Below are 15,750 nucleotides of genomic sequence, written 5' to 3' on the forward strand. Positions count from 1 at the left end.
TTAGGTATTCCCGACTGGAACACCAACTCCCACATTTACTCCTGCATCACTGCTGTGATTTGAGGAGATCTTTCACGTCACTGGTATCCGCGCAGTCCAAAGCTGCTTGCGCGAGCTTGCGGGACTCCTCCATGGATACAGTGCGAACTTTGTGTTTCACTTCCGGCAACGCAGGTACGCTGACAGAGAGTTCTTTGATGCCGAGGCCGATGAGAACGGGCACCGCTTCTACCTGACTGGCCAGGCCACCACAGACGCCGACCCATTTGCCTGCATCGTCTGCTGCTCTGACGGTCAGCTCGATCATGCGCAGCACGGCTGGATGCAGAGCGTCGGCGCGGGACGCTAGGCCGGGATGGCCGCGGTCGATCGCCATGACGTATTGGGTGAGGTCATTGGTGCCGATGGAGAAGAAATCCACTTCCGGTGCAAGCTTGTCGGCCATAAGAGCAGCGGAGGGCACCTCGATCATAATGCCGACTTCAACATGCTCTACACCAAGGTTCTTCTGCTCTTCGCGCACCAGAGCGTTGACGGCACGCAGCTCATCCAGTGCACTGATCATCGGGTACATGATGCGTGCATGACCCTTGTGTGCCTGAGAAAGAATGGCCCGGACCTGACGGCGCAAGATGCTTGGGCGCTCGATGCCGATGCGCACACCGCGGACGCCGAGGAACGGGTTCTCTTCATGCGGCATAGGCATGTAAGGCAAAGGCTTGTCGCCGCCCACATCCAGCGTGCGGATGATGACAGGGCGTTCCTTGCCCATAACCTCAAGGATTGCGCCAACCTTTTCGGCCTGCTCTTCTTCCGTCGGCTCGTTGAGGCGCTCCATGTAGAGGAACTCGGAACGCAGCAGACCAACGGCTTCAGCACCAGCTGCAACAGCTTTTTCAGCATCTTCGACGCTGCCGATGTTGGCCGCAACTTCCACCCGGAAACCGTCTTTGGTGATGGCCGGCTTGTGGGCGTCACGCTGGTATTCTTCAGCTTGCTTGGCTGCGTTTTCGATCTTCTTGGTGAATGCAGCTTGCTCGGCGTCAGTCGGAGAAACTTTGATTTTACCGCGCTTTGCGTCCAGAAGCAGCACGGTGCCGTCTTCCAGATCCTTCATAGCGTCTTCAACATTAACGAGGTAGGGCAAGTCGTTAGAGCGGGCGATGATGGCCGCGTGAGAAGAAGACCCGCCATGGGTAGTACACAGACCAACGATCTTGGTGAGGTCCAGAGCAACGATTTCGGAAGGGGTGACGTCTTCCTGAAGAAGGATGGTGCCTTCCTCTAAAATCTCACCACCATCATCAACGCCAAGCAGCTTTTTCAGTACGCGCAGGCCGATGTCGCGGACGTCAACGGCGCGGCCAGCGAGCAGCGGGTCGTCCATTTTGGCGAGGGTTTCAGCCTGGGCTTCGTAAGCCAGCTTCCAGCTCCAGGCGGCGCCTTGGCCCTTGGCGATGTCTGCCAGTGGCTTTTCGGAGAGTTCCGGATCGGAGAGCAGCTCGATGTGGGCGTTGAAGACCTCGGCCAGTTCTTCCTGACTGTTCATGTTCAGGCGGTCCATGATGCTTTGCAGGTCAGCGATGGAGGATTTGACGGAGGCTTTGAACGCGGCACGCTCTTCAGCAGGGCCAATGCTCTCGCGGGTAACTTCCGGTAGAGCCTTGTTGTGCTTGACCAATTTACCGATAGCGCGGCCCGGAGAGGCGGTGAAGCCGATGAGAACACCATCTTCGCCGGACTTGACCTGAAGCAGAGGTGCTTCCTCGATCACGTCTTCCTGCGGAGCCTCGGAGAAGCTGGTGATTTCTTCGCCAAGACCAGCTTTCACAGCAGCGATAACATCAGCTACCACTTGCTGCGCATCTGGACCAACAGCTTCAATCTCCAGCTCGTCACCAAGCTTTGTTTTCAAAGACATAATGCCGGTAACGGAAGAGCCGCTGCAGGTTTTGCCGTTGACCGTAAAGGTCACTTTTGCGTCCGCTTTACGCACTTCAACAGCCAGACGGGCGGCTGGACGGGCGTGGAGGCCGGTGGCGTTGGGGATCTTGACGGAGCCAGTGATAGCAGGGCCGGTTGGCTCGGCAGCAGTTTCCTGCGCTGGAGCAATTGTGCCTTGCGGATCGTTGCTGCTTGGGACGGTGAAGACGACCTGACTGAGGTCTGTCTGAATGCTGCCGAGGGGAGCAACTGTTGTGACTTCCTGACCGCTGGTGATGACAACTGCGGACTGAACGGAAACACATTCGCGGGCGATGAGGTCGACGTCGAAGGTGATAAGGGGTTGACCTTGCTCGACCTGATCTCCCTCTGCGACGTGCAGTTCAAAGCCGCGGCCTTTCAGGGCGACGGTGTCGAGACCGATGTGCATCAGCAGTTCAACATCACCTTGTTGCAGTGTAACTGCATGATGTGAATTATGAATTTGAGTTATCTGGCCAGCAAACGGGGCGTAAAGAACATTGTCTGTCGGGTCGATGGCAACACCATCACCCATCATCTTTTCGGCAAACACCGGATCGGGCAGGTCGGTGACAGCCTGAACAATGCCCTTCAAAGGCAAATTGATGGAAAATTTGTTTTTTGGATCCTTCACCATTTTATCTCCCGATTATATTAGGTGAATGCGCGCCTTCTTAAGCTTCCACTAAGTCTTGAAGGGACAAGAGGCGATTTTTACGCGAGGATCATTTGCGTAAGGCCGCACAACAATACGTAAAAAGACTAGTGTTACGGAGTGTTACGAATTGTTACAAAGGGAAATATTTCTCATTACATAGAGAATGACTTACTGACGGATATCAGCACTAATCGACTTGATGTATAAATAAGATTAACTCGAATTATATACTAATATACATCATGCAATTACATGCGGTCGGCGACACCCTCCCATACATTTGCAACAATGCTGTAACAACAGCTTGATACATTACAGAACTGCCAATCCGGGCAGTTTCACTTGTAATGAGGATCAGTACGCGCTCTAGCATCCCGAAATCGCAAAAGCGCGCATGCCTGAAGGGACCACGGGACCGGATTTCAGTCTGCGTTTTTCTTTGCGTTGTTTTGTGATTTTTGCGTTCAAAGCGCTTTTTGCTGCGCGCTTATGTGCTGAACCGCGAGGAGAGGAGCCCGCGGCAGCATAGAGCCGCCACAGGTCAAGTTTCGATCTTCAGAGCAAGACAGTTCTGGCTTCTTTGTTGCTCAGATAAGCTGCTTCGATGATGCGGATGGTCTGCATCGCGTCACGTGGGGAGACTGGTACTGCGGTATCATTGTGAATGGCGTCCCGCATACCTGCGTAGAACCGTTCGTATCCACCTTTCTGGCTTGGTACGCGCGTACCTTCACCCGTCTCGTCGTAGAGCGTGCCCCAGTCGTCTTCAGCTTCAATGCCCCAGGTCGGACTTGCAGGTCCACCGCCAGCCTTCAACATGTCCTCTTGCGGGTCCATGCCATAGGTGATGTAGGTGGCTTTATCCCCGCTCACCTGAAAGCGTGGACCTTGCTCAGTGCTGAGGCAGTTGCCGTGCAGGACGACATCGCAGTCGTCATAGCCGAGCACAAGATGGAAGTGATCCACCGCTGCTGCCTCTTTACGCTGAACGCGCAGTTTCGCCTGAACGGATTTTGGCGTGCCAAACAAACTCAGCGCCTGATCAATGCCGTGGGCACCCAGATCATAAAGAATACCGGCACCGGGGATATCCTGCTCGCGCCAACGGCCTTTAATGTCCGGGCGGTAGCGGTTGTAGTTGCACAGGTACGAGTGCACTTTGCCGAGCTTGCCTGTTTCCATCAGGTCCTGAACCGTCAGGAAATCGCAGTCGAACCGGCGGTTATGATAGACTGAGAGCTTCAGGTCTTTCTGCTCTGCAATGTCGATCAGCTCTTCAGCTTCTGCACTGGTGATGGTGAATGGCTTTTCAACCACCACATGCTTGCCAGCGAGCAGTGCCTTTTTGGCATGATCGTAGTGCAATGTGTTGGGCAGGCTGAGAACGACAAGCTCGATCTCCGGTTGCTCCAACAGCTCATCAAAGGAGGTGTAGGGCGTGCAATCGGGCAACTTGCTTTTGACGAGATCCGGCTTGCTGGAAACCACCGCGGCAAGGTCGATCCCTTCTACAAATGTCAGCAGAGGTGCGTGGAAGCTTTGGCCAGAAACACCAAAGCCCACAAGAGCCGTTTTAACAGGCTGAACAGAACTCATATTACGCATCACTCGCTGGAAAATTCTTCTGTACGTTGTCGAGATCAAGAACGGTTGGCAGGGAGGCCTCGTTGCCGAGGAACTGAATGGCGTGTGCGGAGGCCGCGCGCGCTGTTTTGAAGTGATCTTCCCAACTGCCTTTTGGGTCTGCCAGATACGCATAGACGTAAGCACCGTGGAAGGTATCACCCGCTCCGTTGGTGTCGATGACGCGCTCTTTTGGCACTTTCAGAGCTGGTAAACGTTTGATCGGGCACTTGTCTTCGTACCACAGCAGGCCTTCTTCGCCTTGCGTGACACCGCCGACCTTCACGCCCTTGGCACGCAAGTATTCCAGCGTGTCTTCCGGGGATTTGCCAAGTTGCTCACAGAACAGCTCGGATACGATGGCTACATCAATGTAGTCGAGAAGTTCCTCGGTGTTCTCGCGAACAGCACCACCATCCAGAGACGTCAAGATGCCGTGTTTGCGGCAAAGTTTGGCGTAGTGCAAAGCGGCATGAGGGATGTGACCATCTACATGCAACGCCTGACAACCAGCCAGGTTTAGCTCAGGAACCGGATGCAGGAAGTCGTTGTCGCGACAACGTACGATGGCCCGTTTGCCGTCTTTTGGCATGATGAAGGAGAGGGAACTTTCCTTCACTTTGCAGCTATGGATTGGAATGGAGTATTTGGCCGCCATATCGCGGAACATGCGGGAGAGCCAATCGTCTGCCATGGAGCACAGCAGGTCAGGTGATATGCCCAGCTTTGCGCAGACGAAAGCCGCGGTGACAGCGTTGCCACCAAAACTGACAGCGTAATCCTGTGCAATTGCCTTCTCATCACCCTCTGGCATGATTTCTGACAAAAAGGTCACGTCAATATAAGACTGACCAATGAATAACGCTTTCATCCTGTACTCCATTAAAGTCCGGGTCACACTGCCAAGTGCAGCGATGGTACCTTCCGCTTTTAACGACGGATTTCTAAATGATGTCCTAGGGAAATCATGAAAGTGCCTTGCTCGCAAACCTGATGTATCAACTTGTTACATTACAGGTTGTTTTTGCGGGTCTTTCCCCAAAATGGCAGGTGGTATGAGGAAAACTACGCAGGCCGTGATTCCATAGGGCTAACTTAAGAAGCAATGTTCGGGGGGGTACGTTGTATTTTCCGCTTTCTGGGAGGCTTTTATATGTTCCGCCAAAAACTGCTGGTGTTAACGGCGATGCGCCCATTAGTTATATGCGATGAGCCCCACAATTTTTGATTTGTTTTGTAACTATCGAAATATCACTAAAAGCTGATTTGACTTGTAAGTTCTTAAGTATAGCGGTTCAGCGATAGGTAAAACATACTGCTGTTTTTACTATCTGTATTCTTCCATATATTGTCACATATGGGCATATGCCTCACTCGGCAATCCGACCAGTCCTCAGTTCAGTTGAGGCCCATACAAACGAGAACTGAGAAATGCGTAAAGTTAAATCTATTGGTAGAACAGAAGCCATTTTGTTCTGGGGGATCTCTATCGCTTCGTTCTTACTACATCTAGCTCCAGGCGATGTCGTTGTGGCACAGAAACAGGAGCATGCCAAATATCTTATATCCCTTAGAGAAAATCCTTCCGTCTGGGTCGAAACAAACGCCTTTCTTTACTACGCAAAGTTAGCGCAGCCATGGATTACATTACCTGCGATAGCGTTCATAATCCTATCAACAATCATAAGAAATAAGTGCCGGGATCAGTAAAATAAGTTAGACGCAACTGGTATCCAGAAACAGGTTAAAATTTGCAATTTAATTCAATGCGTTAGGTCTTAGGTTGGTACCTAGGCGGCGCGATCCGTCATAGTTCGCGCGGCAGTTTCACAAAAATGCAGAACTTGCCTTCTGCCGTTTCACCAAGGCTGATTTCACCGCCATGGGCGTTGATGATCTGTTTGACGATGGATAGGCCGAGGCCAACGCTGGAAGAGCGCGTGCGCTCTACACTGTCATTGCGGAAGAAAGGCTCAAACACCTTTTCGTGCAGATGGTCGGGAATGCCGGGACCGGGATCGCTGATGGAAACAAGCAGCTGATCATTCTCAAGGTTTTGCATCTCCACAGTGGCTGCGCCACCATATTTGAGCGCATTATCAATGAGATTGCTAAAGGCTCGGCGCAGGGCCGTCGGTTGGCCATTCATGACAGCGCGGCCTTCAACTTCCAGCTCAACTTCACCGCCACCACCAAAGATATTGCGGCTTTGGTCTGTCAGCTTATGGCGTTGAGGCACGAACACAACATCATTGCCCGTGTCCATATAGTCATCACAAAGAGACTGAAGCAGCGCTGCAAGGGAGAGGTGTTGAGGCTCTTCCAGCAAGGCGTTGAAGCGGAGGAAATCAAGGGAGGCTGCAATGAGGCGGGTCATCTCTTCCACATCATGCAGCATGCGATTGCGCAGGGTCGTGGATTCGATCTGCTCCAGCCGCAGGCGTAGACGGGTGGCAGGTGTACGCAGATCATGACTGATGGAGGCCAGCATCCGCTTTTGCTCTTCCAGCAATTGCGCGCGGGCTTCCTGCTCTCGCACCAGCGTATCCTGCAGGGCAACGGCTTCCTCTGTGTCCCACGGTTTCAGCTCTGCCCGTTCATATTTCGCCAGAGAACGGAACGGGGCGGATGTGTAGTGGACGAGGCTGCGGGCCAGCACAAACACCAGCGTGATGCAAAGGGCCGCGATGATGAAGAGCACCGGCTCCGTCATCCGGTCCTGCCAGAGCTTCGGGAAGGTGATCAGGCGGTTGCCTTGCTGGTTTGGAAGCGTCAGATAGAGCTGAACAGCCTTGTCCTGCCGTGTGACTGCCTGAGCAAAGGCGCCCATCTTATCAAGTTGATAGGCTGGATTGGGTTGGTCGTCCGAGATCAAATCTGCTCGAGGCAAAGCACCGGTAAACACCAGTTCGGCTGCGAGCTTGAGACCATCGTTATTGAAGGTCAAAGGAAGAGAAGAGACATCACCTGAAAACACTGGTTTGCCAGCTTCAACAACCTGCAGATACTTACCCGCAAAAGGAGCAGGTGCAGTGCCGCGCATGTATTGGCTCAGTTCCGCACCGGCCTCAAAAGAGTTCGCCAGTGCTAACTCGCGCGTGTTGTAGGCGTTGAGCGTGAGCCCCAAAACCACGAAAACCGAGAGCACGGCGGTGATGAGAACCACAACCATACGGCGTTCAAGGGATCTGGGCAGGAGACTCAGGATCAGTCCTGACATGGCCACGCTCTTTTCAGTGCCATGGACCTACACCCGCGTTACGCTTTGAGAAAACAGATAGCCCTGATGGCGCACAGTGGTGATGAAGTCCGTATTCGGGTCCGTCTGTGCCAGCTTCTTGCGCAGGCGGCTAATCAGAATATCAATGCTGCGATCGTGGGAATCCACCTTGGCACCGCGCAGCACGCGGCCCAGTGTATCGCGAGAGATCGGCTTTTGCGGTGCCTTCACAAAGGTCAGTAAAGCGTCGAACTCGGAAGAGCTCAAATGCACCAGCACACCATCTGGTGCGGTCAGGTGGCGGGTTGCCTCATCCAGCTTCCAACCGGCGAACTCAAAGCGCTGCGCCTTGGGCGCTGCCGCTGTTTCAACGTCTTCTGTGCGGCGGAAAATAGCGTAGATGCGAGCCTGTAACTCACGAGGATTGAACGGCTTTTCCAGATAATCATCAGCGCCCAGTTCCAGCCCGACAATACGCTCCGTATCACCTGTAATCGCGGAGATGATGATGATTGGCATCCTGGAGGTCTGGCGCACGCGCTGGCACAGGGTCAGCCCGTTTTCTCCCGGCAGCATGATGTCCAGAACCATCAGATCAATGTGGTTGGTGTCCAGAAGCTCAATGGCTTCCTCTGCTGAGTTTGCAGTGAACACGGTGTACCCACGATCTTTCAGGAAGTCTGCCGTCAGGCTGGCGATTTCCTCATCATCGTCAACAATCAGCAGTGTTTTGTTCGAGAGCATCATACCTCGGTGTACCCATTTCAGTCCCAACCAGCTCACTCTGGCCCAGTGCTGTATAACAAAACATTTGGCCGCTGCGAGAGGAATGTGTATGCGTCAGGTTGTCTTGCACGTGCAAGTTCATTGGATTGTGTGTTTATACGGGATAAATTGAAGAAAGAGTTTGCTAGAAGCGTCCTTGAGAATACCCATCGGGAGAATGTAATGGACAGCCCGCGTCTCAGCTTGGTCGCACTTGCTGTTTTATTCGGTAGCATAACGGCACAAGCCGCACCAACCGCTGAAGTTCTGCATTTCTGGACATCAGGCGGAGAAGCACGTGCAGCCCGTTCGCTCAAACAAGCGTTTGAGGCCCGCGGCGGCGTGTGGGATGACGCACCTGTTGCTCTGGGAGGCGGCGACGCCATGGCAGCCGTCTTGCGTGCCCGTGCGCTGGCCCAAGTGCCGCCATCCGTTGCCCAGATCAAAGGTCAGAACATTCAGGAATGGGCAGAAATCGGCTCGCTTCAAGGGCTTAACACCATAGCGCAGCAGCAAAACTGGGATGAGCTGCTGCCAGACCTTTTAAAAGAAACCGTTCAGTATCAGGGTAAATATGTTGCCGTGCCTTTGAACATCCACCGTGTGGATTGGATCTGGGCCAATCCCAAAGTGCTGGATAAGGTTGGCGTCACACCTCCGCAAACATGGGATGAGTTCAACGAGGTTGCAGACAAGATCAAAGCCGCTGGCATTATCCCGCTCGCCCACGGCGGTCAGCCCTGGCAAGACGTGACCCTGTTTGAGGTGGTGCTGCTGGGGATCGGCGGCGCAGATTTTTACAAAAAGGTCTATCTGGATCTGGATCAGGACGCTTTGCGCTCAAAGACCATGATCAAGGTGTTCGACCAGATGCGTAAGCTCAGCACCTATGTGGACCCGGGCGCTCCGGGCCGTGAGTGGAACCTTGCCACTGCCATGGTGATGCGCGGTGAAGCGGCCATGCAGATTATGGGCGACTGGGCCAAGGCCGAATTTCTGACAGCAGGCCTTAAGTACGGTGAAGACTTCATCTGTGTCTCGTCTCCCTCCAAAGGCGGTTACATCATCAACTCCGACAGCTTCGCCATGTTCAAAGTCTCAGACCCTGAGCAGAAAGCTGGACAGCAACTGATGGCCTCCATGCTGCTGGATGAAGAGGTGCAAAAGGACTTCAATCTGCTGAAGGGCTCTATTCCCGCCAGACTTGGCGTGAGCCTTGACGGCTTTGACGAGTGCGCCATGAAATCAAGCGAAGACCTTCTTCTCAATGAAGCGCGCAACACCGTGGTTGGCTCCATCGCCCACGAGCTTGTACAGTCCGGCGCCGTGCGTGGGGCTTTTCTGGATGTGGTCACAGAGCATTTCAATACGGAAATGTCTTCGCAAGAGGCTGTCAATCAACTTGCCGAGACCGTAATCCTAGCAGATTGATTTCCCTAGGGCAGTCAGAGTAAAGCGTAGATCCTGATAAGACCGCAGCACCCAGTGAGCAAAGAGAACCTTATGTCCAACCCCCAGCAGCGCAAGCAGCAGATGTCTGTTTTAGACAGATTGCAGCGATATTTGCCGCAGCTGGTGGTCGCTCCGCCGTTCCTGCTCCTCGTGTTCTTTGTGTACGGCTTCATCGCGTGGACGGGCATCATCTCGCTCACCAACTCTCGCATGCTGCCCACTTTTGATATTCAGGGCATCCAGCAATATGTGCGCTTGCTGGCTATGGATCGCTGGAATGTGGCTTTCGATAACCTGCTGATTTTCGGCAGTCTTTACATCCTGTTCTCAATCACCATTGGCTGCGTGCTGGCCGTTCTGCTGGACCAGCGTATCCGCGCAGAAGGGGCGCTGCGCACGATCTATCTGTACCCCATGGCGATCAGCTTCATCGTGACGGGCACAGCGTGGAAATGGATCCTGAACCCGTCCCTCGGCATTGAAAGCTACATGCAAAAACTGGGGTGGGAGAGTTTCCAGTTCGACTGGATCGTCAACCGCGACATGGCAATTTATGTAGTGGTCCTCGCCGCGGTCTGGCAGGCATCAGGCTTTGTGATGGCCCTGTTCCTCTCCGCCCTACGCACTGTCGATGAGGATATCATCCGCGCCGCTCATCTGGACGGGGCCAGCACCACACGCATCTACTTCGGCATCATCCTGCCCTCGCTGAGACCTGTGTTCCTCTCCGCCTTCGTCATTCTCGCGCACCTATCCATCAAGAGCTTCGACCTTGTGGTGGCGCTGACAAACGGCGGCCCGGGCTATTCTTCCACTTTGCCTGCCAATTTCATGTATGAGATGGCCTTCCGCCGTAACCAGATCGGCCTTGGTGCCGCCTCCGCCATGATGATGCTGGCCACCGTTGCCGCAATCATCGTGCCCTATCTTTATTCAGAGTTAAGGGCAAAGCGACATGGCTGAGCCCAAAACACTCCCCGGCGCCAACGGCAAACGCCATCTGCTTGGCCGCCTGTTCATCTGGACCCTGCTGCTCGCCGCCGCCGTGCTCTATCTGGGCCCAATCTACGTGGTGCTCTCCACCTCGCTGAAGGATCTTGCTGAAATCCGCGCCGGAGCCTTGCTGGATTTGCCGCACGAGCTCAACTTCACCGCATGGCGTGAGGCATGGTCGAGCGCCTGCATCGGCGTACGCTGCGAGGGCCTGCGCCCATACTTCCTCAACTCGGTGATCATGTCCGTGCCGTCGGTTGCGATCTCCACCCTGATCGGTGCCTTAAGCGGCTATGCCCTGTCGCTCTTCCGCTTCCGCGGAGCCAACATCATCTTCGCCCTGATGCTGTTCGGCTGCTTCATCCCGTTCCAGATCGTCATCCTGCCCATGGCCCAAACCCTCGGCTATCTGGGCATTGCCAACTCCATCACCGGGCTGATTGTCGTACATACCATCTACGGCATCAGCTTCACCACGCTGTTCTTCCGCAATTACTACGTCTCCGTTCCGCAAGAGCTGGTACGCGCAGCCACCATGGATGGGGCAGGGTTCTTCCGCATCTTCTGGCACATCATGCTGCCGCTCTCGATCCCGATCATCGTTGTCTCCGTTATTTGGCAGTTCACGCAGGTGTGGAACGAGTTCCTCTTTGGCGCCAGCTTCACCTCAGGCGGGTCTCAGCCGGTCACAGTCGCACTCAACAATCTCATCAACTCAACGACCAGCGTAAAGCAGTACAATGTGGACATGGCCGCAGCCCTCATAGCCGCCGCGCCCACCCTTGTTGTCTACATCATCGCTGGACGTTTCTTCGTGCGCGGGCTCACCGCCGGCGCGGTCAAAGGCTAAAGGCTCATTTATGGCGACCATATCCATCGAACATGCGTCAAAATCCTTTGGCTCAACTGAAGTTTTGAAGGACATTTCCCTTGATGTGAAAGACGGCGAATTCCTCGTCCTGCTCGGCGCCTCCGGCTGCGGAAAATCAACGCTACTTAACATCATCGCAGGACTGGAACCCATCGCAGACGGCACCATCCGACTGGATGGCGAAGTGGTCAACGACGTCCACCCCAAAAACCGCGACATCGCCATGGTGTTCCAAAGCTACGCGCTCTACCCAAACATGACGGTGGAGCGCAACATCGCGTTTGGGTTGGAAATGCGCAAGATCAGCAAGGCCGAGCGCAAAGCCACCGTCCGCGAAGTCGCCAGCATGCTGCAAATAGAGCACCTGCTTGCCCGCAAACCAGCGCAACTCTCCGGCGGACAGCGCCAGCGCGTCGCCATGGGTCGTGCCCTCGTACGTCGCCCCAAGATCTTTCTGTTCGACGAGCCTCTCTCCAATCTGGACGCTAAACTGCGCGGCGAAATGCGCACAGAGATCAAGAAGCTCCACCAGACTCTCAAGGCCACCATGGTCTATGTCACCCATGACCAGATCGAGGCTATGACGCTGGCAGACCGCATCGCCATCATGAAAGACGGCGTGATCCAGCAAATCGGCACCCCGCAAGAGATCTACAGCAAACCAGCGAACATGTACGTCGCCGGTTTCGTCGGCGCACCTCCCATGAACTTTGTGGAAGTGGATTTGGTGAAGCAGGATGCTCAGCTCGGTGTCATCCTGCCAGCCGTCCTGAAAGGCGAGCCCAAGAACTACTTCCTCCCGCTCCCAAACTCCAAGCAGCTGGAAACCCGCGAGAACACAAAAATCATCCTCGGCCTGCGCCCCGAAATGATCACCCACAACGCCTTCACCCAATCCACAAACCCAGAGATCGAATGCGACGTCGACCTCCTAGAACCCACCGGCGCCGACACCCTCTGCCTCATCCGCCTAGCAAACCACCCCGCCAAAGCCCGCATCTCCCCTTTATTTGCGTGTGACCCAGGAGAGAGCATGACCTTCACCATCGACATGGGGAGAGTGTGTCTGTTTGATGCGGGGAGTGAGGAGTTGATTGGGTAGGCTAAAACTTCGAGGAATATAGTGTGAGTTGCTAAAAACAGTCACTCGCTGTGAGAAGAGTTGCAATCAACATGAATTATCTCTCGATAATATCATCTACAGGTTTAATTGTCGCAGAACCAATGTTTTCTGACATAAGAAGATGTCTGAATAAACTTTAATTTAGTTGTCAAAGGTATACGATTCTCGTTTTTAACTTACCGGTGTTTTACCGGTATTTTCAAGCTCCATTTCGTCCCTTAGTTATGGCCCTGTCGTCCTCCGATATTTGGGGTCTCCGTCCTCCAGGGCCATGGGCTGCGGCAGGTAGCAGCTCTGCGCTTTAAACCGCCGCTGTTTCAAAGCGCTGCCGCGAGGCGTTAAGCGCCGCAAGTCAAGGGGTCTTAGAAAGCAATATGCAGTCCTCAACGTGCGCGACCTACTAAGGTCGCTCGTTCACGTTCAGTGGCTATTGAAATACATGCTTTTTGTATAACATTTAAAACTTCTGAAATTTTCTTAGTGTCATAACCGCCATGTTTATCCGGCTCGCCATTATACTCAAGAAAATCGTTCATTGCCTGACATTTGCTTCTAAGCTCTCCCTGATACCGGTCGAGATTTTTGTTTTTTTGCACCCCACTCAACCTTTATTCTCGGCAAGCATGCCCGTTTTAAATCTAGGTAACATTCAATTGCTGCTGCTCGCCCATTTATATTTTCTTCAGATTCACCTGTAGGGCCGATGGTAGGAAATTTCTCCAACTCCCCTAAATTTGGCAGGATCTCCACTCTGTAGCTCTCAGGCAGCTCAAGGCGTTTTGTCTTTTCATAAGTCTCAACGCCCACAGCATCATTGTCAAACACAGCGACAACATTTAGCGGAGCACGCAAGGCGGCAAGTCCATGGACAAACTTACGTAAATTACCTGTGCCGGAGAACGGATATCCTTCTTCCATGTCCACGTATCGAAAAAATCCTCCACTTGTGGGCAGAGTAGGTTGAACGCATGTCTGATTATCTTTGCGTCACTGCTTCCTTCAGTGACGATCAGAAACTTCTCTCCGTCACTGAGTCCCGTATTAAACTCGTCTTCGTAAGCCCAACCATTTTCTACCAGAGGTCCATACATCCAAGTGACATGACTAGACAGGTTAACTTGGTTTTCTGCGGACAAGCGAATTTGGGTGTAGGCGTGAAAACCATCTATGAAAAAAGCTGCGCTAGAAGCTTCTGAATGTATATCGTCGGGTTCTCTACCGATGTAGTCGATTGGGTCATACCAAGGCAGCTTTTTCAGTGTGTGAGCATCACAAATTCGTTTAGGATTCGGGTGATCCTCATCAATACCCGTTGATACCTCACTGACAGGGATGGTTCGGACAATCTCGATAAACTGCTCGAATGTCAGAAAGTCCTCTGCAGATTTTCTTTGTCCTTCACCTGGGATATCGAACTGGCGTCTTATGGCTCGTTCAACAAGGTAGTTGTACTCCTCTCGTGCCCTATCAAGAGTATGCCCCATTAGCTCAATGCGAGGTAAGATCTGCTCAACTGTGGTTTGAAAGGCGGGATATTTTTCTTCGGGGTTTCCGAGAGGGTCAGGGACCTCCTTGCGGTCACTATCTAGAAAGAGATCGCCGTGATAGGGGCCCAGCATATTTTTTGATGAAGTCAGTTCAAGCCTACCAACTGTCAAAGCAATGTATGTACCCATTGTTTTACCCAACTTGCCCCAACAAAAAACGTTTTTCCCAAGGTCTACTTCAGTCAACAATCTAAATAAACTTCCGAATGTTAAAGTTTAACTAAATCGTAATCGCCGTTTGTATCACACCTTGACATCATAATTTGATAAAATTCCAGGGCAGGAGCTCGTTGATTTGCTCTGCATGTGGCCTTTTGCGATTCTGGTGAGAGTGTTGGCCAGATAGGCGTGCGGGTTGATGCCGTTCAGCTTACAAGTATCTTAATGAAGGATGCGAGGAAGCTGACGCTAAGCTTCTGATGCGCTTTGAAAGGATTAGGCAGGTGAGATAATGCGCGGGCATGCCGTTGGCGTCGAGCACCAGCGGCAGGGGCTCGCCATCGGAGCGAACAAGGATCTGGACTGTTCAAAGATACCGCTCTCGAGTAACCATCAGATAAGAGCTTCCGTATGAATTTTTTGACAGGGTCGCTCCTTCCAATAAGTGCGGCAATTCTGGAAGGTTACGGGTCTAAAATATCGTTCTTCTATGCAATTGTGGGAGAGTAATAAACTATCATACCGACGAGTATTCCAAGCAGCAGAGCACAGCCGATACGAGTGACCTATCAAAAAATAGAGTTACATACTGGTCGCAGTGCAGGCTTTTGTGTGGCTATGCTTTGTAAACAGGCCTTGACAACCCACTCGAAAAGTCCAGCACCGATGTGAAGACATCGGATGCTCGTTGTAGTATAGATCAATTTTGGACTTTTATTGCACCTCACGTAAGGTAGGCCGCAAATCTAACCGTCTCGCTTCCGGTTTCGTGTTGTTGTCCATTGCCTATGCATTCTGGGTTATCATTGCATTTGTTATCGATCTAGATATCAGCGTTCAGGAGAATGTTGCAGTTGTAGCCCCTTTGTACTTCTTGCTAATCATGTTCTTTATCGCTGCAATCCGAGCGTTTGGTAGTTCAGATCTTTGCGAGATGATCACTCCTTTGATTGTTAACTTCGAAATCCTGGTGCGCTCATTCTTACTGTCTATCTCGCTAGTTTGCTTTGGCTTTGGGGCTTACATAGTTGGCATGTAGTTCATGGAAACGTCTACAACTAAGCTCAAAATCAGCAATTACATGTATCTAGTATTGATTGACTATTGCTCAAGGCTAAAGGTTTTTGAACTCAGGTAGCATCTGTCGGTCGGCAGAACACCGGTTGCTATGATATGTGCAACTGGATCCGTGAAATCATCTTCCATAGTGAAGATAACACGCATTAGTCCTTTATTGTCCGTCGTCAAATGAAGTTAGACAGAATTAGCTTCTGAATAGCGGCGTGTTTGGCCCGGTTTGCATGTTGATGTTAAGCGGCTTGCGCGTGGTAACGCAAGCGGCGATTTTGAAGAGTTCTGCGTTTAATCATCTGT

12 protein-coding genes and 1 pseudogene are annotated in these 15,750 nt (G+C 52.6%); 4 read left to right on the top strand and 9 right to left on the bottom strand.

The window, feature by feature from the left end:
- Positions 1 to 46: 46 nt before the first annotated feature.
- The 5 genes from ptsP to PsAD26_RS08975 all read right to left on the bottom strand — a co-directional run bounded on the left by ptsP (position 47) and on the right by PsAD26_RS08975 (position 8,213).
- Positions 47 to 2,602 (bottom strand): phosphoenolpyruvate--protein phosphotransferase, encoded by a 2,556-nt coding sequence (gene ptsP, locus PsAD26_RS08950; protein WP_208985591.1) that lies wholly within the window; start codon positions 2,600 to 2,602, stop codon positions 47 to 49.
- Positions 2,603 to 3,178: 576 nt separating this feature from the next.
- Positions 3,179 to 4,219, bottom strand: a complete 1,041-nt coding sequence (locus PsAD26_RS08955) for an oxidoreductase (RefSeq protein WP_063310115.1) — start codon at positions 4,217 to 4,219, stop codon at positions 3,179 to 3,181.
- A 1-nt stretch (position 4,220) separates the two neighbouring features.
- The gene (locus PsAD26_RS08960; protein WP_063310116.1) at positions 4,221 to 5,117 is read right to left on the bottom strand and encodes a sugar kinase; all 897 of its coding nucleotides are present in this window, start codon (positions 5,115 to 5,117) and stop codon (positions 4,221 to 4,223) included.
- A 936-nt stretch (positions 5,118 to 6,053) separates the two neighbouring features.
- Positions 6,054 to 7,466 (bottom strand): HAMP domain-containing sensor histidine kinase, encoded by a 1,413-nt coding sequence (locus PsAD26_RS08970; RefSeq protein WP_063310118.1) that lies wholly within the window; start codon positions 7,464 to 7,466, stop codon positions 6,054 to 6,056.
- Positions 7,467 to 7,493: 27 nt separating this feature from the next.
- Complete coding sequence (locus PsAD26_RS08975; RefSeq protein ID WP_063310119.1) at positions 7,494 to 8,213, bottom strand: response regulator; 720 nt, start codon at positions 8,211 to 8,213, stop codon at positions 7,494 to 7,496.
- Between the two features lie 201 nt (positions 8,214 to 8,414).
- Here PsAD26_RS08975 and PsAD26_RS08980 point away from each other — a divergent pair, with 201 nt between their 5' ends.
- The 4 genes from PsAD26_RS08980 (at position 8,415) to PsAD26_RS08995 (ending at position 12,649) form a co-directional block, all read left to right on the top strand.
- Positions 8,415 to 9,662 (top strand): ABC transporter substrate-binding protein, encoded by a 1,248-nt coding sequence (locus PsAD26_RS08980; RefSeq protein ID WP_063310120.1) that lies wholly within the window; start codon positions 8,415 to 8,417, stop codon positions 9,660 to 9,662.
- Positions 9,663 to 9,734: 72 nt separating this feature from the next.
- Entirely contained in the window at positions 9,735 to 10,646 is a 912-nt protein-coding gene (locus PsAD26_RS08985; protein WP_063310121.1) for a sugar ABC transporter permease, read from the top strand.
- The gene (locus tag PsAD26_RS08990) at positions 10,639 to 11,526 is read left to right on the top strand and encodes a carbohydrate ABC transporter permease (RefSeq protein WP_063310122.1); all 888 of its coding nucleotides are present in this window, start codon (positions 10,639 to 10,641) and stop codon (positions 11,524 to 11,526) included. The genes PsAD26_RS08985 and PsAD26_RS08990 overlap by 8 nt, the downstream gene beginning before the upstream one ends.
- 10 nt (positions 11,527 to 11,536) lie before the next feature.
- Positions 11,537 to 12,649, top strand: a complete 1,113-nt coding sequence (locus tag PsAD26_RS08995; protein ID WP_063310123.1) for an ABC transporter ATP-binding protein — start codon at positions 11,537 to 11,539, stop codon at positions 12,647 to 12,649.
- A 404-nt stretch (positions 12,650 to 13,053) separates the two neighbouring features.
- On the opposite strand, the gene PsAD26_RS29675 is transcribed toward PsAD26_RS08995, so the two are convergent.
- The 4 genes and pseudogenes from PsAD26_RS29675 to PsAD26_RS28785 form a co-directional block, all read right to left on the bottom strand.
- On the bottom strand, positions 13,054 to 13,206 hold the full coding sequence (locus PsAD26_RS29675; RefSeq protein ID WP_193758276.1) for a hypothetical protein: 153 nt from the start codon (positions 13,204 to 13,206) through the stop codon (positions 13,054 to 13,056).
- A gap of 16 nt (positions 13,207 to 13,222) precedes the next feature.
- Positions 13,223 to 13,495 carry a hypothetical protein gene (locus PsAD26_RS29325; RefSeq protein WP_193758277.1) on the bottom strand — a complete coding sequence of 91 codons (273 nt, stop codon included), beginning with the start codon at positions 13,493 to 13,495 and terminating at the stop codon, positions 13,223 to 13,225.
- Between the two features lie 11 nt (positions 13,496 to 13,506).
- Entirely contained in the window at positions 13,507 to 14,403 is an 897-nt protein-coding gene (locus PsAD26_RS09005; protein WP_153041476.1) for a HEPN/Toprim-associated domain-containing protein, read from the bottom strand.
- 70 nt (positions 14,404 to 14,473) lie between these two features.
- A pseudogene (locus PsAD26_RS28785) lies at positions 14,474 to 14,595 on the bottom strand (transposase domain-containing protein); the annotation flags it as partial.
- Positions 14,596 to 15,750: the final 1,155 nt, after the last annotated feature.

It is taken from the genome of Pseudovibrio sp. Ad26, from assembly GCF_001623285.1.
Classification (GTDB): Bacteria; Pseudomonadota; Alphaproteobacteria; order Rhizobiales; family Stappiaceae; genus Pseudovibrio; species Pseudovibrio ascidiaceicola.

Bases quoted from the DNA above. Each gene is read 5' to 3' on its own strand.
- PsAD26_RS08980 (WP_063310120.1), top strand. From the start codon at position 8,415: ATGGACAGCCCGCGTCTCAGCTTGGTCGCACTTGCTGTTTTATTCGGT.
- PsAD26_RS08990 (WP_063310122.1), top strand. From the start codon at position 10,639: ATGGCTGAGCCCAAAACACTCCCCGGCGCCAACGGCAAACGCCATCTG.
- ptsP (WP_208985591.1), bottom strand. From the start codon at position 2,602: ATGGTGAAGGATCCAAAAAACAAATTTTCCATCAATTTGCCTTTGAAG.
- PsAD26_RS08985 (WP_063310121.1), top strand. From the start codon at position 9,735: ATGTCCAACCCCCAGCAGCGCAAGCAGCAGATGTCTGTTTTAGACAGA.
- PsAD26_RS08955 (WP_063310115.1), bottom strand. From the start codon at position 4,219: ATGAGTTCTGTTCAGCCTGTTAAAACGGCTCTTGTGGGCTTTGGTGTT.
- PsAD26_RS08970 (WP_063310118.1), bottom strand. From the start codon at position 7,466: ATGTCAGGACTGATCCTGAGTCTCCTGCCCAGATCCCTTGAACGCCGT.
- PsAD26_RS08995 (WP_063310123.1), top strand. From the start codon at position 11,537: ATGGCGACCATATCCATCGAACATGCGTCAAAATCCTTTGGCTCAACT.
- PsAD26_RS29675 (WP_193758276.1), bottom strand. From the start codon at position 13,206: ATGAACGATTTTCTTGAGTATAATGGCGAGCCGGATAAACATGGCGGT.
- PsAD26_RS08960 (WP_063310116.1), bottom strand. From the start codon at position 5,117: ATGAAAGCGTTATTCATTGGTCAGTCTTATATTGACGTGACCTTTTTG.
- PsAD26_RS08975 (WP_063310119.1), bottom strand. From the start codon at position 8,213: ATGATGCTCTCGAACAAAACACTGCTGATTGTTGACGATGATGAGGAA.